Consider the following 23,796-nt stretch of genomic DNA (forward strand, 5'->3'; position numbering starts at 1 on the left):
AAATATAGATACAAAAAGCATACAAATACATTATTTTGCGTTTTTTAACATAATAAAATTAAAATAACGCAACAAAACGCAAAAATTACATTAGATAAGTTTAAAGTTATAAGATAAAAACTCCAGATTTTCTATATTCATCTAGTTTTTCATCCTCTGGATCTAATTCTGTTACAATAGTATCTAATTGGGTAAGATCGCAAACACCATGTGGCATTTTGGTATTTAATTTATTGGAAGCAAACATCGAAACCACTCTATCAGAAGCTTCTATCATTGCTTTTTTGACAATTGAGATTTCGTAACCTACTTCTGTAAGCCCCTGTTTGATATTAATACTGCTGGCACCAATGAAACAAATATCGGCTTTTATTTTAGAAACCACCTGAATCACATCCATACCTATTGTTACCATTGCGTTTTTCTGCATTTTCCCTCCAATAAAAATCAAATCAATATTAGGATGCTGAGACAACTGCATGGCTATTGGTAAACTATAAGTATATATTGTAGCTTTTAAATCGGCCGGAATTAACTTTGCAAAAACCAAATTAGTGCTTCCTCCACTCATTATAATAACTTGATCGTCATGAAGAAGAGACAATGCTTTTGTCACGATTTGCTTTTTCTGTTCTTCTGCCGTTATGGCAATATCAAATACATTCGCAGGTTTTTCTTTAACTTGAACTGCACCGCCGTATACTTTCTCTAACTGCTTTTTACTATCCAATTCGTTCAAATCTCTCCTAATTGTATCTTCAGACAAATCGAGAGCCAAAGCTAAATCTGTTGTAACAACTTTTTGGTCTTCAATAAGTTTAGTCATTATGTATTTATGTCTCTCGGCTTTCAGCATTTTTTTATAAAAGTTAAAATTCATCACAAATATATCAAATATTTCATTCTATATCAGAAAAGAGCTTAAAAACTGCAAAATCATGCATTAGCAAGATTTTAAAAACAAAATCAATAATTATTTTTTATCAAAACTTGCGTTATTTTGCGTTTTTTAAATTATTTTTAGAAAAAAAATCTAAAATAACGCATTTATATGCAATAAATAAATATATTTGCTCAACAACAACCATAAAAAACCAGATTAATCATGAAAAAGTTACTCTTTATTTCAGTGTTGTTTTTGTGCATTCAAGCAGCATTTGGACAAGCAAAAACAGTTACTGGAACAGTAAAAAGCAAAACAGACGGAATTCCAATTCCAGGAGTCAGCGTTATTATTCAAGGAACAAATAATGGCACAACCACTGACTTTGATGGAAACTACAGCATTTCTGTAGCACCGGGACGAACTCTAAGCTTTAGTTATATGGGTTATGAAACTCAATCAATTAAAGTGGAAAGCCAGCAGAAAATAAATGTTGGTCTTATAGAAAGCACTTCGAAATTAGACGAAGTTGTTGTTGTAGGTTTTGCTTCTCAGAAAAAAACAAATTTAACAGGAGCTGTTGCCAATATTGATGTTGCTAAAACAATTGGAAGCAGACCTTTAACTGATGTTAGTAGAGCTTTACAAGGTACTACTCCGGGTGTAAACATTAATTTTAACTCAGGAAATATTAACCGTGCTGCAAAAATCAACATTCGTGGAGCGGGTACAATTAATGGTTCAGACGATCCTTTAATATTAGTAGACGGTGTTCCTACCGACTTATCATTGATTAACCCAAATGATATCGCAACGATGTCTGTACTTAAAGATGCTGCTTCTGCATCTATTTATGGTGCTCGTGCTGCGTTTGGTGTTGTTCTTATTACTACAAAAAGCGGAAAAACAGGCGAAGGAAAAGTGAGATTTTCGTATTCAGCAAATACTGCTTTTGTAAATCCGATTTCTACACTTAAATTCTTAGATCCAACAGAAGAAATTCCAGGATTGATCGCTGCAGGAACAAGAACGGATGGTTCTACTCCAGAGATTTTTGGCCAGAACTATAGCATTTTATTAGACGGAATTAAAAACTGGAAACAAAAATATGCAAACAATCGTACCAGTAATGAAATGGTTTATGGAGAAGATTGGGAAATAAAAAATGGTGTTCCTTATTTTTATAGAGTTTGGGATGCAAATAAAGAATTGTATGCCAGTAATGCGTTACAAACAACGCACAATGTTTCTGCTCAAGGAAATTTAGGTGATAAAAGTTCATTCTTTGCTTCGTTCGGTCTTACCAACCAAGATGGTATGTTAAGAGTAAATCAGGAAAAAAGACAAAGAATCAACATCAACTTAGGTTTCACGACAAAACTAGCAGATTGGCTTACTGGAGATTTCAAAGTAATGACAATCAACAGTTCTTACGATCAGCCTTTTAACTATTATGGAGGTTCTGGAACCGATGATACAGGTTACGGAGGTTACTTTGGTTATGCGCTACGTTGGGGGCAATATTTCCCGAATTTTGGAACTTACAGAGGATACAATTTCCGTACAGCGGGAGGATATTTATCTAATGCTTCTAGAAACGAAAACAATAAACGCAATACAAGGTTAAGCGCTAGATTTACAGCAGATATTACAAAAGATTTAAACCTTATCACTGAGGTAAGCAGTGTAAACGATTATTACAACAGAAAACAAAATGGAGGTAAATTCTTAGCATGGGACAGCTGGTCTGCAATGCCATACGATGCTACTACAATTCAGACTGCTACTCCTGCAACTCTCGAAACAGGAAATGATTTTGTTGGACAATCCAAACAAGAGTCAACTACAAATGTGGTAAACATTTATGGTAACTATAAAAAACAATTTGACAAGCATAATTTCAAATTCTTAGCTGGTTTCAACTCAGAATGGCAAAATTTATCTCGCAACTATGCAAGAAGAAATACGCTTTTAGACAAATCTAAACCAGAATTTAACCTTGCAGTAGGAGAACAATTTGTTTCTGGAGCTGCAAACACAGATTTAAATCCAACGGTAACAGAATACTCAATTGCAGGTTTCTTTGGACGTGTGAATTATGATTACAACGGGATTTATTTAGTAGAGCTTAATGCTCGTTATGATGGTTCATCAAGATTTCCAACTAACGAACAATGGGGATTCTTCCCTTCTGCTTCTGTAGGATATAAAATTGTGAATGAGAAATTTATGGAAGGAACTCGCGGATGGTTAAACGATCTTAAATTGCGTGGTTCTATCGGATCAATCGGTAACCAAAATGTTGGAAACAATGCTTTCTTATCGATCATGACAGCTAAAAATCCTTCTTGGGTAAATAGTGGTGCTACTCTTCCTCCTTCTACAAATTTACCAACTAACGTAGATCCTGCATTAACTTGGGAAAAAGTAATGACAAAAGATGTGGGTATCGATGTTAAAATATTTGATATGCTTGGTGCTTCTTTTGACTGGTACCAGCGTGATACAAAAGGAATGCTTGCTCCAGGTATAACACTTCCTGGTTCATTTGGGCAGACTTCTGCTCAGACTAACTCTGGAAACATGAGAACTCAAGGTTGGGAGCTTTCATTAAACTTTAATAAAAATTTAAGCGAAACGGCTTCTGTTTTTGTTGATCTTGCTTTATCTGATTCTAAATCGGTTATTACAAAATGGAATAACACTTCTAAACTATTAGCTTTAGTTACTCCAGATACAAAACCTTATTATGATGGTTACGAAATTGGCCAAATCTGGGGATTAACTAGTGACAGACTTTTACAGGCTGATGACGTAATTACGAATAACGGAAAAACGGTAAATGGCGTTGACTACTCTAAAACAATGGGTGGAAACTTTAAATATGGGGCTGGAGACGTTCACTACGTAGATATAGATGGCGATGGCGCTATTACTCGTGGAGCTGGAACTGCTGATGATCATGGAGATTTGAAAAAAATTGGTAACTCAACTCCTCGTTACAGATATGGTATCACATTAGGTGGTAAATTCCGCGGATTTGATATTTCTACTTTCTTCCAAGGAGTTGGAAAACGTGATTACTGGGCTGCTTCAGATGCTGTATTGCCTTTCTTCCGTGCGCCTCAGCAAATGTATGCCAACCAAGCAGATTACTGGACTCCAGAAAACACAGATGCTTACTTTCCAAATCCATACTATGGTAATGAAGCAAATACTTTTGGGTCAGGTACTCAAGGTCAGAACAACTTTGTTACTTCGACAAGATATTTGTTAGACATGTCTTATTTCCGTCTAAAAAACTTTACTATCGGATATAATTTGCCAGTAGCTCTTGTGAAAAAAGCAGGATTAGAAAAAGTAAGATTATATACTTCTGGTGAAAATATTGCGACTTGGGCAGACAAACGTCTTCCTGTAGATCCTGAAATCGATGAAACAGAAGTTTTCTGGGGAAGAGCTTATCCTTACACAAAAACATGGTCAGTTGGTGTTGATATCTCTTTCTAATCTCTAACTATTCAAAACTCTTACAATGAAAAAATATAATATAAAATCTAAGTTTCTGCTAATGTTTGCAACTGCTTTACTTGCAGGAAGTGCAGTTAGCTGTTCAGATTATCTTACTGATGATCCAGCAGATAAATTTACAAACGATAACTTTTGGCAGTCAGAAGATAACGTAAAAACCTTTTCATGGCTTAATTATGATACTTTTTATGGTTATGGAAACGGAACAACAATTGGACTTTCGTTCTTTTACTACCATGGAAGCGATTACAGAGTAGATGATAACTTGTCTGCCTTTACTTTCTACCAAATGCCGGTTACAGCTGCAACTACGAATCTTTATTCATGGAATGAATATTATACGCTAATCCGTCGTTGTAACTTGATGCTGGAAAAAGTACCAACAGTAAGTATGTCTACGGAGAAAAAGAACCACTACATTGGAGTTGCTAAATTTTTTAGAGCTTATACGTATTTCCGTTTAGTGCAAAAATTTGGTGATGTGCCGTATACTGATCAATATTTAGCTCAAGGTGACGCAGAAGTTTATGCGCCTGCAAAACCAAGAGCCGAAATTATGGACAAAGTAATTGCAGAATTGCAAGAAGCTGCAGACTTAATGTTGGTTAGCGATGATAAAAACGTTACAGCAAATAAATACACTGCTTACGCAGCTTTAAGCAATGCTTGTCTTTACGAAGGGACATACAGAAAATACCATTTAGGACAAGATGGAAGCGCTTACTTAAACAAAGCAAAAGCCGCTTCATTGATGATCATGAACAATCCAAGCTACAAATTGAATGCAGATTGGAAAGGACTTTACAATTCAGTTGAATTACTTGGAAATACTGAAGTGATATTGGCAAAACGTTACTTAACAAACGTATTAATGCACTCTCTTCAAAACTATACGAATACTTCAACAATTCAATATGGTTTAACAAAATGGGCAGCTGATAGCTACGTAACAACAAACGGATTACCAATTCAGCAAGCTGGAAACAGCCAATACACAGGCGACGATACTCCAGCAAAAACATTTGCCAACAGAGATCCTCGTTTTGCAAAAACAGTAAACCCAGCTAACTACGGTTACAAAGGAAAACCTTTTGGTACAACTGCTTTGGTTTCTATGTCTGGTTATGTATTTGAATTGTACAACAACCCTGCTACAACTGGCCCAGATGTAACTACTGGAGGACGTAACTACACAGATGCTCCATTATTTACTTTAAGTGAAGTTTATTTAAATTATGCTGAAGCTTGCGCTGAGTTAGGAACAGCAACCAACAGCGATCTTGATTTATCGATCAACAAAGTTCGTGCACGTGCAGGAATCGCTCCATTAACTACTGACGGAGTAAATGCTTCTGCAAATGGTGTACAGATTAATGACCCAAGAAGAACTTCTTCTTTAGAGCAATTAACTGGTGTTGTAAATCCGTTAATCTGGGAAGTTCGTCGTGAACGTCAAATCGAATTCATGAGCTGGACTACCTTAAGACAAGCTGATATTTACCGTTGGAAAAAAGGAGATTACCTAGACACTAGCAAAAACCCTGACGTGAACCTAGGAGCTAGAATTGGAACTCCAGTTGGATCGCAAACTGTTGTGGACGGAAATGGATATGTGAAAATATACCCAGCAAGCACAAGAACTTTCGAACCTAAGCATTATTTAATGAACATTCCAACGAATGACATTGATTTGTACAAAGCGCAAGGTGTCGATTTAAAACAAAATCCAGGCTGGTAATTCGGTAAAAACCGAAAAACCACATCTAATACAACTGCCTCCGACGTGAGACTTTTCGGAGGCAGTATTTTAAAAACGCTCTTTTTAAGCACATTGTGACCAATAAAAAGGTCAAATAAAAAAATAATCCTGATTCATTCAGGTTATATCTTGTTAGTTTTTAGATTCCCCAAATCTGCTAAAACATTCATATACTCCAATAAAATCTTAATTTTATTAGTCCATTCTTTATTTAACTAATAAACTTGTATTTAAAATGATAAAATTTATAGCAAAAAGTACTTTTGTTACAGCATTTCTGTTTTGTGCTACTTCATATTCGGAAACCATTCAGCCCAATAAAAATGTTATTTCAGCAGAAATTAATAACGCTGTTATAAAAACAGGTGCAGACAATTACGAAAAATACTTACCGCTTTTAAAAGATAAAAAAGTTGGAATTGTAACCAACCAGACCGGAATTTTATCTGATAAAACACATGTAGTTGATTTTCTATTGGAGAAAAAAATTGCTGTTCAAACTATTTTTGCTCCCGAGCACGGATTTAGAGGAACAGCCGATGCCGGTGAACATATCGTGGATGGAAAAGATCCGAAAACAGGTCTTCCGATTATTTCACTTTATGGCGAAAACAAAAAACCAAAACCAGCGCAGTTATCTGGAATTGATATCATGATTTTTGATCTTCAAGATGTAGGGGCACGTTTCTACACCTACATTTCTTCTTTACATTATGTAATGGAAGCTTGTGCAGAAAACAATATTCAGCTTATTGTTTTTGATCGTCCAAATCCAAATGGTTCTATTGTAGACGGACCGCTTTTAGAAAAAGAATTTACCAGTTTTGTCGGCATGCACCCTATTCCGCTCCTTCACGGAATGACAATTGGTGAATATGCTCAAATGGTAAATGGTGAAAAATGGCTAAAAGAGGGCGCTCAATGCAAACTAACCATAATTCCTTGTGTAGATTATAGCAGAACAATGCCTTACAGTTTATTGGTAAAACCATCTCCGAATTTACCAAATGACCAGTCTATAAATTTATACGCAAGTTTATGCCTTTTTGAAGGAACAAACGTAAGTATGGGACGCGGAACTGAGAAACAATTTCAAATTTATGGCTCTCCATTTTTAACTAAAACCAATTTCAGTTTTACTCCAAAACCAAATTTTGGAGCAAAAGATCCTTTATACAACGGAAAAGAATGTTTTGGAGAAGATTTAACTCAATATCCAAAATTGAAGCAATTAGAATTGAAATGGCTTATTAAAGCGTACCAGAATACCAGCGACAAAACAAAATTCTTCAACGCATTTTTTACCAAACTGGCTGGAACAAAAAAATTACAGCAGCAAATTGAAAGCGGTGTTTCTGAAGCCCAGATAAGAAAGACTTGGCAGAAAGATTTGGAAGCTTTCAAAAAAATCCGAACAAAATACCTGATTTATAAATAATATTTCTAATTCAGTTCCCTTAGACTTAATTTTTAAAACAATAGAAACATAGACTTTGATAGACTTACACAAAAGCGTTTCATTAGCATAAACACACACATATATATTGCTATGCAGAAATGTAGTTCTCTTTGGTTTGCTTTTTAAAGATTGGTTACCTTTTTAAACAAAAATCAAAACCTGTGTTTCTATGTTTTAAAAATTAAATTCTATTCTAATAAAAATATCAAACTATTAATGTAAAATAGAGAAGCCTGATAGTAGAAAAATCTCGGTTTCAACAATCAAAAAAAAGAAAAATGAAAAATAAAAATCCTGAAACTGAACAAGAATCTTTGTACAAAGACTTGGATCAAATGAGCGTGAAAGAACTTCTTACAAACATTAATACAGAAGACAAAAAAGTTCCGCATATTATTGAAGAACAAATTCCTAAAATAGAAAAACTGGTTAAGGCCATTGTAAAAAAAATGCAGTTGGGTGGAAGATTATTTTATATCGGAGCTGGAACTTCTGGGAGAATCGGAATTTTAGATGCATCTGAATGTCCTCCAACTTTTGGTGTTCCACATGATATGATTATCGGAATCATTGCCGGTGGAGACACTGCCATTAGAAAAGCAGTAGAAAATGCCGAAGATGACACAGAACAAGCATGGAAAGATTTGGCTAAGTTTGAAATTTCAAGTTTAGATATGATTATCGGAATTGCTGCTTCTGGTAATACGCCATACGTTTTAGGAGCGCTTAAAAAAGCTAAAGAACACAATATTAAAACAGGAAGTATTTCTTGTATCAGTAACGGACTTATTGCTCAAGAAGCTGATTATCCGATTGAATTAATCGTTGGTCCTGAATTCTTAACAGGAAGTACGAGAATGAAAGCTGGAACGGCTCAAAAATTAACTTTGAATATGATTTCTACTTCGGTAATGATCAAATTAGGAAAAGTAAAAGGCAACAAAATGGTTGACATGCAGCTGTCTAACGAAAAACTGGTTAAACGCGGCATCAAGATGATTATGGAAGAACTTGGCATTGAATATGATGTTGCCGAAGAATTACTGCACACACATAAAAGCGTTAGAGCTGTACTTTCAGCTCACAACAAAAATCAGGAAAACTAAAAACCACACTATCAAAATCTTTTTATAGATTTATACAAATTCAAAAGCTGAATAAATTCATTTTTTGGAGTTTTTAACACCGACCTAACAGAGTAAACTCTGTTAGGTCTAATTAAAGAAGAGCTTTTTGTTTATTAACACATAGAAACATAGATTTTTGTGTAAAAAAAAGAAAATAAAAGAAACTAGTTTCCACACATAGGTTAACCTATGTGTACTTAAATTAGTGAAACGCCTTTTTTAAAATTTTGAAAAAAAAACTATGTTTCTATGTGTTAAAATAATTGCAGCCAATGGCTTTAAATAATTTATAAAAAACCAAAAATCACCAAAACTATAAAATGACACCAAGTACCATCCTTCTCCTTATTATTATTTATTTCGGAACATTATTCTATATATCACACAGAGTCAGCAGAAAAGACAGCGGAAATGAAGCCTTTTTTACTGCCAATAAAAATTCAAAATGGTATTTAGTTGCTTTCGGAATGATCGGAACAGCGCTTTCAGGAGTAACCTTTATATCAGTTCCTGGAGAAGTTGGCGCGCCAAGCGGTGAACAATTTAAATATTTTCAGTTTGTTTTAGGAAACGCTCTTGGGTTTATTGTCATTACCAAACTCTTGCTGCCACTGTATTACAGAATGAATCTGACTTCAATTTATGGGTATATTGAGCAAAGAATGGGCTTTTTCAGCTATAAAACAGCCGCTTCTATTTTCTTAATTAGCCGCACAATAAGTTCTGCTTTCAGATTGTATTTGGTGGTAATCGTTTTACAGCGTTTTGTGTTCGATTTTTATCATGTTCCTTTTGCGTTTACGGTTTTAATTTCGCTGTTGCTTATCTTTTCTTATACCTATAAAGGCGGATTAAAAACAATTATTATTACCGATACTTTACAAACGTTTTTCCTTGTAACTTCTGTTTTTCTTACCATTTATTTCATCTGTGACAGAATGGATTTGAGTGCCATTAGCGCATTTGAAGAAGTAAAAAACAGTAATTATTCTAAGATCTTTTTCTTTGATGATTTCTTCGGAAGTAAATTTCATTTTGTAAAACAAATTCTGGGCGGAATGTTCGTAACCATTGCCATGACAGGTTTGGATCAAGATTTAATGCAAAAAAACTTGAGCTGTAAAAACATTGGCGAAGCACAAAAAAACATGTTCACTTTTACAGGAATCTTTGTTATCATCAACATTTTCTTTTTGAGCGTTGGAGCACTTTTATATATCTATGCAAACAAAAACGGAATTGCTGTTCCAACCGATTTAATTACCGGAAAACCAAGAACCGATTTGCTTTTCCCTGAAATTGCATTAAACCATTTAGCGCTTATTCCTGCAATCGTATTTTTATTGGGAATCATTGCGGCCACTTTTGCAACCACAGATTCTGCTTTGACAGCCTTAACAACTTCTTTCTGTGTTGACTTTTTAGGAATGGACAAAGCAGAAAACAGCCATAAGAAAAATACTGTACGAATCAGACATTTAGTGCATATTAGTTTTTCTATTTTAATCTTTTTTATCATACTGATTTTTAACTCAATCAATGATAGTTCAGTCGTAGGAATGATCTTCAAAGTTGCCTCTTACACTTACGGTCCTTTATTAGGATTATACGCTTTTGGTTTGTTCCAAAAATCAAGACATGTAAACGACAAACTGGTTCCGTTTATCTGTTTGCTTTCTCCATTGTTTACTTATTTCATCAATGAATATTCTAAAGTTTTATTTGCAGGATATATTTTTGATAATGAATTAATTATACTAAACGGATTAATTACTTATTTAGGATTGTTTGTTACTAGTTCGCGCAGTGAGAAAGAAATAAGTTTCTAATTCAGTACATCAATATTGATGAATCAATTTGAGTTTAAGTTTATTAAACTCAAATTGATTTTAAAAAAAAATTATATGAAAAACTCCTTCATAAAAATCAGTTTATACGCCGCTTTTATATTTTTAATTACCAATTGCGCATCCAAAAAAAATAATGGCGCAACAGATGATAAAAAGGATATTCCTTTACAGGACACTGTTGTTTACGTACCCAAAAATACTTCAGAGAAAAAAAACTTCTTTAAAGATTCTGATAAAGAAACGGCTTGGGTCGACAACATTTATAGTAAAATGACTGTACAGGAAAAAATTGGACAATTGTTTATGGTTTCTGCCTATTCCAACAAAGATTCTGTGCACGTTAATCAGATCAGTAAAATGATTGAAGATTATAAAATAGGAAACGTTATTTTCTTTCAGGGCGGACCAGTTCGTCAGGCGAAATTAACCAACTTATATCAGTCCAAAGCAAAAGTTCCTTTAATGATCGGAATCGATGCCGAATGGGGATTAGCCATGAGATTGGATTCAACTTATCGTTATCCTTGGAATATGACTTTGGGTTCTATTCAGGATTTAAGTTTAATTGAAAATGTGGGAAGAAATATGGCTGCCGAAAACAAACGAATCGGCGTTCATTTCAATTTTGCCCCTGTTTTAGATATTAACACCAATCCGAAAAATCCAATTATCGGAAACCGTTCTTTTGGCGAAGATAAAGTCAATGTAACCGAAAAAGCTCTTGCTTTAATGAAAGGAATACAAGGAAATGGCGTTTTCTGCACGGGAAAACACTTTCCTGGACATGGCGATACTTCAACCGATTCGCACCACGCCTTGCCTACCGTTAACTTTTCTAAAGAACGTATGGAATTGGTCGAACTATATCCATACAAAAAACTGTTTGACGAAGGTCTAGCTTCTGTTATGGTGGCGCATCTTAATATTCCGAGTTTAGAATCACAGCCTAACTGTCCTTCTTCTGCTTCTTATAATGTGGTTACCAATTTGCTTCAAAAAGAATTAGGTTTTAATGGCTTAATTTTTACAGATGGTTTAGCAATGAAAGGCGCTGCCAATTTTAAAGGTCCCGGAGATCTAGAAATCGCTGTTATTTTAGCAGGAAACGATATTTTACTTTGTCCAGAAAATGTACCAGTTGCTTTTCAGAAACTGGAAGTCGCTTACAATGAAAAAGTGATTACTGAAGAAAGATTAGCACATTCGGTTAAAAAAATTCTTCATTTTAAATACAAAGCAGGACTGAACAAATACAAACCGATTGATTTAAATAATTTGTATAATGATTTGAATCCGTCGCAAAATGATGCTTTGCATTATAAATTGTATGAAAATGCTATTACGGTTTTAAAAAACGAAAAAGAGATTCTTCCAATAAAAGATTTAAGCGAAAAAATTGCTTACATAAAACTGGGTGAAGATACCAACAGCGCTTTTATTTCTACACTAAAAAAATATACTAACATCACAGAAGTTAAAGACACTAATCTTGACAGTCTGAATAAAGAATTGAAAAAATTTGACAAGGTTATTATCAGCTATCATAAAGTAAACAAAGCTTGGGAAAAACAAGAATTCACATTACAAGAAATGCTTTGGCTGAAAGAAATTGCAAAACACAACAAAGTAATTCTAGACATTTTTGCAAAACCATATTCGTTATTATCAATCAACAATTTTGATGATATTGAAGGATTGGTGGTTTCGTATCAAAACTCAGATATTAGTCAGGTGGTTTCGGCAGGATTGCTTTTTGGTGCTATTGAAGCCAAAGGTAAACTACCTGTTTCCATCAATGATGCGTTCCATGTAAATGATGGTTTAACTACCGAAAAACTGAATCGCCTAGCTTTTACAGCTCCAGAAAATGTAAATATGAATCCGGCAATTCTATCCAAAATTGATGCTGTGGCGCAAAAAGCAATTGATGGAAAAATGGCGCCTGGAATGCAGGTTTTGGTGGCTAGAAAAGGAAATGTAATTTTTCAGAAATCGTACGGAGCCCAGACTTATGATAACGGCAAGAAAGTAACCGATTCAGATTTATACGATGTGGCTTCGATTTCAAAAATGATTTCGACATTGCCAAATGTGATGCAATTGTACGATAAAAATAAAGTAGAACTAGACACCAAACTGAAAGACATGCTGCCTTTCTTTGCCAAAACAAACAAAGAAAATATCACTTTCAAAGATCTGTTAAATCATTACGCAGGACTTCAAGCTTGGATTCCGTTTTACAAAGCAACTTTAGACAGCAACAATCAACCTTCTGAAAAATACTATCGAAAAGCAGCCGAAAACGGTTTTACAACCAAAGTTGCCGAGAATCTTTATATTCGAAACGATTATCATGATACGATTATGAAAATCATTGCTGAAAGTCCTGTGGCACTGAAAAAAGAATACAAATACAGCGACTTTACTTTTATCATTTTAAAAGAATATTTAGAAAGAAAAACACATAAAAAATTAGAAGAGCTGAGCCAGGAAAATTTCTATAGCACATTAGGAATGACTAATACGCTTTATAATCCATTAGATAAATTTGAGAAGAAAAATATTGCTCCAACCGAAATTGACAACTATTTCAGACATCAGGTTATTCAAGGCTATGTACACGATATGGCGGCCGCAATGGAAGGTGGAGTTGCAGGTCATGCAGGAATATTTTCTAATGCGATGGATGTTGCCAAAATGATGCAGCTTTATCTCCAAAAAGGAAATTACGGCGGAATTCAATACTTTTCTTCACAGACTTTTGACACCTTCAATACTTGCTATTACAAAAATCAAGGAGTTCTGCGCGGACTAGGATTTGACAAAAGAGTACACAAAGGCGGACCAACCTGCGACTGTGTTTCTGAAGCAAGTTTCGGCCACACCGGTTTTACAGGAAACATGGCTTGGGCAGATCCAGAAACCGAAATTGTTTATGTTTTTCTATCCAACAGAACCTATCCAGAAGTTGTGAATGACGAAAATAAATTAGCCAAAGGAAAAATCAGAGAAGAAATTCAGCAAATTATTCAAAACGCCATAATAAAATAAAAATTTCAAATTTTAAATTCCAAATCCCAAAATCTATATTCTATATTCTATACTCTATATTCTAAAATCTAAAATCTAAAATTCTAACCTATCTAAAATACAAACCCAATGACAAAAGAACGTTTAACTTCACTCGATGTCTTTAGAGGATTTACCATTCTCTTAATGACGATTGTCAATAATCCGGGAAGCTGGTCATCTATTTACCCGCCTTTAGAACATGCAGAATGGCATGGCTGTACGCCTACTGACTTAGTTTTCCCGTTTTTTGTTTTTATTATGGGAACTGCGATTCCGTTTGCAATGCCTGTAAAACATTTTGACGGAAGCGTTTTCAATAAAATTTTGGTTCGTTCGCTTAGAATTTTCTGCTTAGGATTATTTTTAAGCGTTTTCAGCAGAATTCATTTATTTGGTTTAGAAGGAATTCCGTTATTAGGATTGCGATTAATAATTGCTTTTGCGGTTGCATATGCCCTTTTAGGAAACTTTTCAATGAAAGTCAAAACCATTCTTGCCGTTTCAGTATTTCTAATTTTGATTTCACTATCATTTAGCGGTTTGGAGCATTTTGAAGATACCAGAATTCCAGGTGTTTTACAGCGAATTGCGATTGTGTATTTCTTTACTTCGATTTTGTATTTAAAGACTAATTTAAAAACACAGCTTTTGGTTTTAGCCACACTTTTGGTTGGATATTGGCTTGTAATGGCTTTTGTTCCCGTTCCCGGATTTGGTCCTGCCAATTTTGATAAAGGAACCAATCTTGCCGCTTGGATAGACGATACGCTTTTGAACGGACATTTATGGGCATCTTCTAAAACTTGGGATCCAGAAGGAATCTTAAGCACTTTGCCAGCCATTGGAACTGGAATTTTAGGAATGTACATTGGTCAGCTGTTAAATTTATCTGTTGATAAAATGGAAATCGTAAAAAAGACCGCCATTGCAGGAACTGCTTTAGTAATTGGAGGTTTAATTTGGAACATCTTCTTCCCTATTAACAAATCGCTTTGGACAAGTTCTTATGTTTTATATACAGCTGGAATTGCAACGTTATGTTTAACGCTTTTGTATTATATAATTGATATTAAAGGACATAAAAAATGGACGAAATTATTCCTGATCTGGGGTGTAAACCCGATGATTGTGTTTTTCTTTTCTGGAATAATTCCGAGAGTTTTAAGTGGCATAAAAGTAGCCGATCCTGAAAAAGCCGGCGAAGAAATTGGACTTCAAGCGTATATCTATAATCACGGAATTGTTCCTTGTTTTGAAAACCCATTAAATGCATCACTCGCTTATGCTTTATCTTACGCTGTTTTCTGGTCGTTCATTTTATGGATTTTCTACAAAAAGAAAATGATTTTTAAAGTGTAACTATTTTTTTAAACACATAGAAACATAGTCTAACAAACCTAAAAAAGGCGTTTCACTAATTCAAAAAAACATAGCTTGTCTATGTGTAGAAACTTGTTTCTTTTGATCTCTTTTTCGAAGCAAAAAACTATGTTTCTATGTGTTAAAATTAAATTATATACTATTTCAGCCGGACTTAATAGTTTGATTTGGTCATCGTTCTAGCACTTATTTAGGTAAGATCACTTTTCTTTTTTTCTAAAAATTTTAAGAAAAACAGTATCTTGCCGTACTAATAAAAAGTGTCAGTTTATAAATTATGGATAGTCCGGTTGAAATTCCTTTTAAAAGCTTTATTCAGCTTAAACCAGAAGAAAGCACTGCTATTTACTTGCAGCTTGTTTTTGAGTTTATCAAAGCCATACAAACGGGTTTTCTCCCAGAAGGTACCAAACTTCCCGGTACCAGAATTTTATGTAAAGTGCTTTCTGTTAACCGAAACACTTTAATAAAAGCCTTTCAAGATTTAGAATCGCAGGGCTGGATTGAAACACTTCCAAACAAAGGAACTTTTATTTTATCTCAGCAAAAAAGCAAAGCTGAATTTACCATTTCAAAAGAACAAAATTCGTCTAAAGATAATATCGGCTTTAGTTTTCAGCGTTCGACTATTCTTGAAAGTCCGATTGAAATTAGCAATTTGCCGTATCAATTTAATGACGGAATGCCCGATTTACGATTGGTGCAAACCGATGTTCTGGCGAGATTATACGTTTCAAAGCTAAAAAGAAGAAAAACATCTAAAACCTACGAGCAAATAGAACTCCGTTCGCATTCCAACTTTAAAACTCATTTTTCTAATTATCTCAATCTTACACGAGGAATTCGTATTTCGACTTCAAATCTTCTTACGACCAGCAGTCACGAAATCGCTTTGTATCTAGTTACAAAAGTGTTAATCGTTCCTGGAGATAAAGTTGTTGTAGCTTCGCCGGGATATTATATGTCAAACATGACGCTGACCAATACGGGAGCGCAGATAATTTCTATTCCAGTAAATGAAGACGGAATTGATACCAAACGTTTAAAAGAAATTTGCGAAACAACAAAAATTAGGGTTTTATACTTAACATCCAATTATCATTATCCGACGACTATTTCGCTTAGTGCAAAAAAAAGAATCGAAGTTTTGGAGTTGGCCAATCAATACGGATTTGTGATTTTAGAAGACGATTACGATTTTGAGTTTCATTACGATAATAATCCTGTTTTGCCATTAGCCGCGTTTGATTCCAATCAGAAAGTAGTTTATATCGGTTCTTTCGGAAAATCATTGCCATCAGGATTCAGTTATGGTTTTGTGGCCGCGCCTGCCGAATTTATCAAAGAACTCGAAAAGCATCAAAACATTCTTGAACCACGAATTGATGTTATAAAAGAACAGGTTCTTACCGAATGGATTACCGAAGGCGAAGTGCACCGCCTTTCTAAAAAAAATAAAAAAATCTATAAAGAACGACGCGATTATTTTGTCTCAATTCTAAATGAAAAACTCAAAGGCAAAATCAAGTTCAAAGTGCCACCAAGAGGATTGGCAATTTGGGTAGAATGGCTCGATCATTTTAATCTGGTTCAGTTTCAAAAAGAATGTTCTAAACAGGGTTTATTTCTGCCAAAGACCATTTTATATCAGACCAAAAATCTTACTGCGACCCGTTTAGGATTTGGGAATTTGGAGAAAGAAGAAATGGAAAAAGCAGTTTCTATTTTGAGCGAATGTCTTGCTATTATCATCAATTAAACATACCTTTAGAATGCTGATAATTATATAATTACGCATTTTAATCCTATAACAGAAAAAGCGCAGCAAAAAGTAACTTTGAAATAGAGTTTTAATTCAAAAAAAGACTTAAGAATTTTTATATTATTACTGATCTTCTATTGTTATGGAATATCATATAGTATGGGTAAAGGACATTTGCAATTTCGCCACTCAATACACTTATAGTAAGAGTTCTCAGTGGTGTAATTGGCATATTCAGCTGGATTATTCTATTTTAAAGTAACCTTTTATCAAGCCCCAATTGACTTTAACGGTTGCTAGATTCAGCTGTTCTTTGCCCATATTATTTTGCAGCTAACTCTCTAATACTCGCAAAAGCTTATGTCACTGTCAAAATACCATCAGAAAAGAGATTTTAAACAAACTCGAGAACCCAAAGGAAAAATTGAAAAATCTGCCAATGAACTGATTTTTGTCGTGCAGAAACATGCTGCCTCGCATCTTCATTACGATTTTAGGTTAGAAATGGATGGCGTTTTAAAAAGCTGGGCAGTACCAAAAGGCCCGTCAATGGATCCTGAAGTAAAACGTCTGGCGATGATGGTAGAAGATCATCCCTACAGTTACAAGGATTTTGAAGGTACAATTCCAGAAGGAAACTACGGCGCTGGAAATGTGATTGTTTGGGATAATGGAACGTATACTTCGGATGAAAAAATAGCTTCCGACGAAAAACAATTATTAAGTGATTTAGAAAAAGGGCGTTTGAGTTTTGTTTTAAAAGGAAAAAAACTCAAAGGCGAATTTTCCTTGGTTAAACTTCACGGCAAACAAGAAAATGCTTGGCTTTTAATCAAGAAAAACGATAAATATGCTTCTACTGAAGATATTTTAGAAAAAAATAAATCGGTTATTTCTAAAAGAAGTTTGGAACAGCTTATAGAAAAATCTGAAAAACTGACTTCAAAAATAGCAGAAAAACCAGCCGAGAAAAAAGCTGTAAAAAAAAAGATTAATCCAAAATTAAAAAAAGCTGCATTTTTAAAACCCATGCTTGCCAGCGTACGCGAAAAACCTTTTGATGATGACGAATGGGTTTTCGAAAATAAATACGACGGCTATAGAACTATTGCTGTCATTAATGCGCAGCAGGTAGATTTATTCAGCAGAAATCAGCTTTCTTTTACTGATAATTTCAATCCAATCGCCGAAGAATTAGAACAAATAGATCATAACGTAGTTTTAGATGGCGAAGTTGTGGTTGAAAATGATGCAGGAAAAGCCGATTTCCAACTGCTTCAAAATTACATGAAAACCGGAATTGGGAATCTCAAATATTACGTCTTTGATTTATTGAATTTGGATGGAAATCTGATTACCGAATTATCGCTTTTGGAACGAAAAGAACTGCTTAAAATTCTGTTCAATAAATACCCTTTCTCAAATATTTTTTATTCTGAACATACCATTGGCGACGGAATAAAACAGTTTGAAAAAGCGGTTAAAGATAAAACGGAAGGCATAATTGCCAAAAGAGCCGATAGCACTTATGCTGCCAACAGAAGAAGCACAAACTGGCTCAAAATAAAAACAGCAAACGAAGAAGAAGCTATTATTATTGGAATCACAGAACCTAAAAATTCGAGAAAGTATTTTGGTGCGCTTCTTTTGGGTCAATATCACGGTAAAAAACTGCAATATATTGGCAAATGCGGAACGGGTTTTACCGAAGCTGTACTGAAAGATTTATACACTCAACTCGAGCCTTACTTTTTAGAAAAATCTCCGCTTGACGAAAAAATCTCTTTGCGCGATCCCATTCAATGGGTAAAACCAAAGGTCGTTTGCCAGGTAAAATTTTCCGAATGGACGCAGGATCAGCATTTGCGACATCCTGTTTATCTTGGATTAAGGGTTGATAAGAAAGCTGAAGAAGTGAATTACAATGGCAATGACAATATCAATGACAATATCAATATCAATATCAATATCAATGGGAATAGAGATTCTAATTTAATTGAAATGGAAAAATCAAATAAACACAAAACTGAGAATGATTACGATTTAAAAATTGGTAAAACTACCTTACATCTCACCAATCAGAATAAAATTTATTTTCCAAAAGATGGCATTACTAAAGGTGATATTGTGCAATATTATAATGAAGTTTCAGAACTGATTTTACCGTATTTAAAAGATCGTCCAGAATCGATGAACCGTTTCCCAAACGGAATTGATTCTCCTAGTTTTTATCAGAAAGATGTCGATGTCGATAAAATTCCGAAATGGCTTAAAACCAAGAAAATCTTCTCAGAATCCAACAATGCCAACATTGATTATCTTATTTGCAATAATAAAGAAACACTACTTTATATGGCCAATTTAGGCTGTATCGAAATGAATCCGTGGAATTCGACCATCAAACATATTCAGAATCCAGATTGGCTTGTAATTGATTTAGATCCTGCAAAAGACGACTTTAAACTAGTGGTTCAAACTGCTTTGGTTGTAAAAGAAGTTTTAGACGAATTGGAAACCGAATGTTTGTGCAAAACTTCGGGCGCTTCTGGACTTCATATTTATATTCCGCTTGGCGCGCAATACGATTATGATTCGATTAAAATTCTAGCCGAATTAATTGCCAAAGAAGTACATTCGAGACTGCCCGATATTACTTCGATTGACAGAAGCATCAAAAAAAGGAAAAATAAACTGTACATCGATTTTTTACAAAACCGACGCGGACAAACTTTGGCAGCGCCGTATTCTGTTCGTCCAAAACCTGGTGCAACAGTTTCTACGCCTTTAGAATGGGGTGAGGTAAATGATAAACTGCATCCGTCGCAATTTACCATTAAAAATGTATTGAAAAGATTTGAGAAAAAAGGCGATTTATGGAAACCCGTTTTATCGAAAGGCGCCAATATTAAAAAGATTATTCACAAATTGGAAAATAACCAAAATAATTAAGACGATTTTTTCTTTTTGTTTTCAAGACTTGCTTTCAGCATTTCCATTAAATCGTCGCTTTGTTTGTGCACGACTTTTAGTTTTGGAGCTGCTTTTTGCGGTTTTCCTTTGGCTTTCTTTTTAATGATATCCAAAAGCTTGGCGGTATATTCGTCTTTAAAGCCAGAAATATCAAATTTCTCCGTTAGCTGATCGATTAGTTTTTCGGCCATGTCCATTTCTTTTGTCGATTTTTTAGACATTGGCGGCAGTTTTAATTCTGCTGTACTTCTAATCTCCTGTTCAAATCGAATTCGGTTTAAAACAATGACATTTTTGTACGGTTTTAGAATTGCCAGACTTTCTTTATTTCTCAGTACAAATCTTGTAACACCCACTTTTCCTGAAGCTTCGAGCGCATCGCGAAGCAATCCGTATGCATTCATAGCGCCTTTATCGGGTTCGAGATAATAGGGCTGTTCGTAATAAATACTTTGGATTTCTTTTTCGAAAGCAAAACTTTCAATATCGATTGTTTTGGTTTTAATAGCGTCTGCAGCTTCAAAATCAGAATCTTCTAAAACAATATATTTACCTTCCAGATTATATCCTTTTACAATATTGGCAAAATCTACTTCTTTACCCGTGTTTTCGTTAATACGTTTAAACTTGATATTAGCGTGATCTTTCGCATCCAGCATATCCATATCCAGACTGCTTTCCTGCACCGCCGAAAACATTTTTATTGGAATATTAATTAATCCAAAACTTACCGAACCTGTCCAAATCGATCTCATGATTTTTGTTTTAAAAATTGAACTCTAATTTAATTCAATAAAAAAACGTAAGTATTACAAAATCAACAGATTGTTTTATATAATTGTTAAGGGTTAAGGGTTAATACTAACCGCGTATTCCCGTGGTTGAAACCACGGGCTATGTTTGAATAAATGTACGTATAGTACAAAAAAAATGAGTTATGAATTATAAGTTAGACAACACTCATAACTCATAACTCATAACTCATAACTTTTAACTTTTAACTTTTAACTTTTAACTTAAAAAAATTACCAGCCTTTAACTGCTCCTCCTTTAAATTCCTGCTCAGCAGCTTTTTCTACTTCTGGAGATTGAAAAGCCTGTAAAAACTGTTTTACTTTTTCTTCGTTTTTATTGTCTTCGCGGCTTACCACCAAATTTACATAAGGAGAATCTTTGTCTTCAACAAACAAAGCATCACGAGATGGAACCAATCCTGCTGCAGAAGCGAATGTATTGTTGATTATAGCAATTGAAACATTTTGATCATCAAGAGCACGAGGTAATTGAGGCGCTTCCAATTCTAAAATTTTTAAGTTTTTAGGATTGCTCACAATGTCTGTTACCTTTGGCAACAAACCAACGCCCTCTTTTAATTTTAATAATCCGTTTTTCTGTAAAAGCAACAAAGAACGTCCACCGTTTGTTGGATCATTTGGGATAATAATTGTGCTTTCGTTTTTCAATTCAGAAAGACTTTTTATTTTTTTAGAATAACCAGCAATCGGATACACGAATGTATTTCCAATAATGGCTAATTTATAACCTCTTTGTTTCGATTGCTCGTCTAAATAGGGTTTGTGCTGAAATGCATTCGCATCGATATCACCTTGGCTTAAAGCTTCATTTGGAATCACGTAATCGTTGAAAGAAACTAGTTCTACTTCCAATCCGTATTTTTCTTTAGCTACTTTTTTAGCCGCTTCCGCCACTTTTAGTTCTGGACCAGAAGCCACACCCACTTTTATAAAATGAGGATCGTTATTTTTTTTGTTTCCGCAATTGGATAAAACAAGCGCCAAAGCCAAAACTCCAGCCGTTTTTAAAATATTAAGTTTCATATATTTCTAATTGTAAATTGTTAATTATAAATTGTTAATTGAGGATTATCTATGATCGAATCGTTTTGATAACCTGTCTCCCGCAAACTGAATTACGAATACCAGAATAACCAATAAAGCCAAAACCGAGTTCATTGTTACGGCATCATAACCAATATATCCGTATTGATACCCAACTTGTCCTAAACCACCTGCTCCAACAGCTCCTCCCATTGCAGAATATCCAACAAGAGTAATTAAAGTTATTGATGCTGCATTGATTAAAGAAGGCAAAGCTTCTGGCAGTAATACTTTGTATACAATTTGTAAAGGAGTTGCGCCCAATGCTCTCGCTGCTTCGATTAATCCCGACGGTAAACCTAGCAAACTATTTTCTACCAAACGGGCAATAAACGGTGCTGCACCAATACTTAACGGAACCAAAGCGGCACTCACACCAATAGAAGTCCCGACAATAGCACGTGTAAACGGAATCATCCAAACGATTAAAATAATGAATGGAATAGAACGAAAAACGTTTACCACAACCGATAATGTTCTGTTTAAAACTGGCTGTTCCAGAATCTGGTTTTTACGAGTTAAGAATAATAAAATTCCTGTTGGAAGTCCTAACAAAAACCCGAAAAAGCCCGATACAAAAGTCATAACAATGGTTTCCCATGTTCCTTTTAACAATAAATCTATAAGAGAATCAGACATAACCTATAATTTCTGTTTTAATATGTTTTGAATTAAAATATTGAATTGCTGCGTCGTAATTTTCGCGTTTCCCTGAAAGTTCAATCAGCATTACACCAAAATTCACTTCGCCAGCCTGATCCATTTGCGCGCTAACGATTTTGAAATCGGTATCAAAAAGTCTTGAAACTTCTGAGATAACAGGCTCGTTAACCGATTTTCCTGTCATTTCCAGTTTCAACAACGGATTCAGATTTCCGTTGTCTTCTTTCTGCAATTTTTCCTGATAAACAGACGGAACTTCGATATGAAGCGAAGAAGAAATAAATTCTCTTGTTAATTCATGTTTTGGGTCTGCAAAGATTTCGCCCACACTTCCCTGCTCGATTAATTTTCCGTGACTGATTACCGCTACTTCATCGCAAATAGATTTTACCACTTCCATTTGGTGCGTGATCAGCAAAACCGTAATATTAAGACGTTTATTAATGTCTTTCAGTAAATTTAAAATCGATCTCGTTGTTGCAGGATCCAATGCGCTTGTCGCTTCATCACACAGTAAAACTTTCGGATTATTAGCCAAAGTTCTTGCAATGGCAACTCTTTGTTTTTGTCCTCCCGAAAGACTTGCTGGATAATCATTGGCTTTTTCTGCCAATCCAACCAATTGCAATAATTCTAAAACGCGTGTTTTGATTTCCGTTTTTGACGTTCCAGCCAATTCTAGCGGAAAAGCCACATTTTCAAAAACCGTTCTCGAAGAAAGTAAATTGAAATGTTGAAAAATCATTCCGATTTGTCTTCTTTCAATCGCCAATTCAGCATTTGACAACTGCATCAAAGCTTTTCCGTCAACGATAATTTCGCCAGAAGTTGGTCTTTCCAACAAATTCACGCAGCGAATCAAAGTACTTTTTCCTGCTCCGGAAGTTCCAATTACACCAAAAATTTTCCCCTGAGGAACCCTTAGAGAAACATCAGACAAAGCAGCTACAATTCTGTCTTTCTGATGAAAAGTTTTGGTTACATTTTTTAATTCAATCATTCTTTACAGTTTAAAAAACAAAAAAGCCTTCCATTAATGAGTTGAAAGGCGTTTTCGAAATAAATTTTATCATTTTATATTAAGCCAGATCAATAAATACCATAACAGCAACACAGCACATCATACTGCGACGATAATAATTATTCATTTTCTGGTTCTGTTTCTTCATAGCGAGTGCAAATTTAAATAGTTATTTTCAATTTTAAGCTATAAATTGTTAAAACTTTTATTACCCTATCAATCTAGTAGGCTTTTTTTTTGAAATCCCAAATTTTTGAAATTCCAAATTCCAATCTTAGTTTTAAATTCCAATATTTGAAATTCCAAATTCCAATCTTGAGAATCGAAATTCCAAAATCCAAATTTATTTCAATTCAAAAAAATCCAAATTCCAATTTGCCCGAGACTTCGAGATTGGAATTTGGAATTTTTATTCTTTGGA

14 protein-coding genes are annotated in these 23,796 nt (G+C 34.5%); 9 read left to right on the top strand and 5 right to left on the bottom strand.

What is annotated here, in order from left to right; genetic code table 11:
• Positions 1 to 106: 106 nt before the first annotated feature.
• Complete coding sequence (locus tag NCC77_RS18690) at positions 107 to 856, bottom strand: DeoR/GlpR family DNA-binding transcription regulator (protein WP_250836953.1); 750 nt, start codon at positions 854 to 856, stop codon at positions 107 to 109.
• 249 nt (positions 857 to 1,105) lie between these two features.
• Here NCC77_RS18690 and NCC77_RS18695 point away from each other — a divergent pair, with 249 nt between their 5' ends.
• The 9 genes from NCC77_RS18695 (at position 1,106) to ligD (ending at position 19,772) form a co-directional block, all read left to right on the top strand.
• The gene (locus NCC77_RS18695; protein WP_250836954.1) at positions 1,106 to 4,393 is read left to right on the top strand and encodes a SusC/RagA family TonB-linked outer membrane protein; all 3,288 of its coding nucleotides are present in this window, start codon (positions 1,106 to 1,108) and stop codon (positions 4,391 to 4,393) included.
• Between the two features lie 25 nt (positions 4,394 to 4,418).
• Entirely contained in the window at positions 4,419 to 6,152 is a 1,734-nt protein-coding gene (locus tag NCC77_RS18700; protein ID WP_250836955.1) for a RagB/SusD family nutrient uptake outer membrane protein, read from the top strand.
• A gap of 256 nt (positions 6,153 to 6,408) precedes the next feature.
• Complete coding sequence (locus NCC77_RS18705) at positions 6,409 to 7,611, top strand: exo-beta-N-acetylmuramidase NamZ family protein (protein WP_250836956.1); 1,203 nt, start codon at positions 6,409 to 6,411, stop codon at positions 7,609 to 7,611.
• A 299-nt stretch (positions 7,612 to 7,910) separates the two neighbouring features.
• On the top strand, positions 7,911 to 8,738 hold the full coding sequence (murQ, locus tag NCC77_RS18710) for an N-acetylmuramic acid 6-phosphate etherase (RefSeq protein WP_250836957.1): 828 nt from the start codon (positions 7,911 to 7,913) through the stop codon (positions 8,736 to 8,738).
• Between the two features lie 341 nt (positions 8,739 to 9,079).
• Entirely contained in the window at positions 9,080 to 10,588 is a 1,509-nt protein-coding gene (locus NCC77_RS18715; protein WP_250836958.1) for a sodium:solute symporter, read from the top strand.
• 75 nt (positions 10,589 to 10,663) lie between these two features.
• Positions 10,664 to 13,660: a serine hydrolase domain-containing protein gene (locus NCC77_RS18720; RefSeq protein ID WP_250836959.1), complete on the top strand. Its 2,997-nt coding sequence runs from the start codon at positions 10,664 to 10,666 to the stop codon at positions 13,658 to 13,660.
• Between the two features lie 108 nt (positions 13,661 to 13,768).
• The gene (locus tag NCC77_RS18725; protein ID WP_250836960.1) at positions 13,769 to 15,040 is read left to right on the top strand and encodes an acyltransferase family protein; all 1,272 of its coding nucleotides are present in this window, start codon (positions 13,769 to 13,771) and stop codon (positions 15,038 to 15,040) included.
• A 298-nt stretch (positions 15,041 to 15,338) separates the two neighbouring features.
• Positions 15,339 to 16,820, top strand: coding sequence for an aminotransferase-like domain-containing protein (locus NCC77_RS18730; protein ID WP_250836961.1), 1,482 nt, complete (start codon positions 15,339 to 15,341; stop codon positions 16,818 to 16,820).
• 363 nt (positions 16,821 to 17,183) lie between these two features.
• Positions 17,184 to 19,772: a DNA ligase D gene (ligD, locus tag NCC77_RS18735; RefSeq protein ID WP_250836962.1), complete on the top strand. Its 2,589-nt coding sequence runs from the start codon at positions 17,184 to 17,186 to the stop codon at positions 19,770 to 19,772.
• Here the strand turns inward: ligD and ku are convergent.
• From ku to metN, 4 genes are all read right to left on the bottom strand, one after another.
• On the bottom strand, positions 19,769 to 20,548 hold the full coding sequence (ku, locus tag NCC77_RS18740; RefSeq protein ID WP_250836963.1) for a non-homologous end joining protein Ku: 780 nt from the start codon (positions 20,546 to 20,548) through the stop codon (positions 19,769 to 19,771). The genes ligD and ku overlap by 4 nt on opposite strands.
• Before the next feature lie 270 nt (positions 20,549 to 20,818).
• Entirely contained in the window at positions 20,819 to 21,631 is an 813-nt protein-coding gene (metQ, locus tag NCC77_RS18745) for a methionine ABC transporter substrate-binding lipoprotein MetQ (protein WP_250836964.1), read from the bottom strand.
• Between the two features lie 45 nt (positions 21,632 to 21,676).
• The gene (locus tag NCC77_RS18750; RefSeq protein ID WP_095929005.1) at positions 21,677 to 22,330 is read right to left on the bottom strand and encodes a methionine ABC transporter permease MetI; all 654 of its coding nucleotides are present in this window, start codon (positions 22,328 to 22,330) and stop codon (positions 21,677 to 21,679) included.
• A complete protein-coding gene (metN, locus tag NCC77_RS18755) occupies positions 22,323 to 23,354 on the bottom strand; it encodes a methionine ABC transporter ATP-binding protein MetN (protein WP_250836965.1) in 1,032 nt (343 codons plus the stop codon). The genes NCC77_RS18750 and metN overlap by 8 nt, the downstream gene beginning before the upstream one ends.
• Positions 23,355 to 23,796: the final 442 nt, after the last annotated feature.

The sequence above is a fragment of the Flavobacterium tyrosinilyticum genome (genome assembly GCF_023656565.1).
GTDB lineage: Bacteria > Bacteroidota > Bacteroidia > Flavobacteriales > Flavobacteriaceae > Flavobacterium > Flavobacterium tyrosinilyticum.

Coding starts and splice junctions, on each gene's coding strand:
- NCC77_RS18690 (WP_250836953.1), bottom strand. CDS start 856: ATGCTGAAAGCCGAGAGACATAAATACATAATGACTAAACTTATTGAA.
- NCC77_RS18695 (WP_250836954.1), top strand. CDS start 1,106: ATGAAAAAGTTACTCTTTATTTCAGTGTTGTTTTTGTGCATTCAAGCA.
- NCC77_RS18700 (WP_250836955.1), top strand. CDS start 4,419: ATGAAAAAATATAATATAAAATCTAAGTTTCTGCTAATGTTTGCAACT.
- NCC77_RS18705 (WP_250836956.1), top strand. CDS start 6,409: ATGATAAAATTTATAGCAAAAAGTACTTTTGTTACAGCATTTCTGTTT.
- murQ (WP_250836957.1), top strand. CDS start 7,911: ATGAAAAATAAAAATCCTGAAACTGAACAAGAATCTTTGTACAAAGAC.
- NCC77_RS18715 (WP_250836958.1), top strand. CDS start 9,080: ATGACACCAAGTACCATCCTTCTCCTTATTATTATTTATTTCGGAACA.
- NCC77_RS18720 (WP_250836959.1), top strand. CDS start 10,664: ATGAAAAACTCCTTCATAAAAATCAGTTTATACGCCGCTTTTATATTT.
- NCC77_RS18725 (WP_250836960.1), top strand. CDS start 13,769: ATGACAAAAGAACGTTTAACTTCACTCGATGTCTTTAGAGGATTTACC.
- NCC77_RS18730 (WP_250836961.1), top strand. CDS start 15,339: ATGGATAGTCCGGTTGAAATTCCTTTTAAAAGCTTTATTCAGCTTAAA.
- ligD (WP_250836962.1), top strand. CDS start 17,184: ATGTCACTGTCAAAATACCATCAGAAAAGAGATTTTAAACAAACTCGA.
- ku (WP_250836963.1), bottom strand. CDS start 20,548: ATGAGATCGATTTGGACAGGTTCGGTAAGTTTTGGATTAATTAATATT.
- metQ (WP_250836964.1), bottom strand. CDS start 21,631: ATGAAACTTAATATTTTAAAAACGGCTGGAGTTTTGGCTTTGGCGCTT.
- NCC77_RS18750 (WP_095929005.1), bottom strand. CDS start 22,330: ATGTCTGATTCTCTTATAGATTTATTGTTAAAAGGAACATGGGAAACC.
- metN (WP_250836965.1), bottom strand. CDS start 23,354: ATGATTGAATTAAAAAATGTAACCAAAACTTTTCATCAGAAAGACAGA.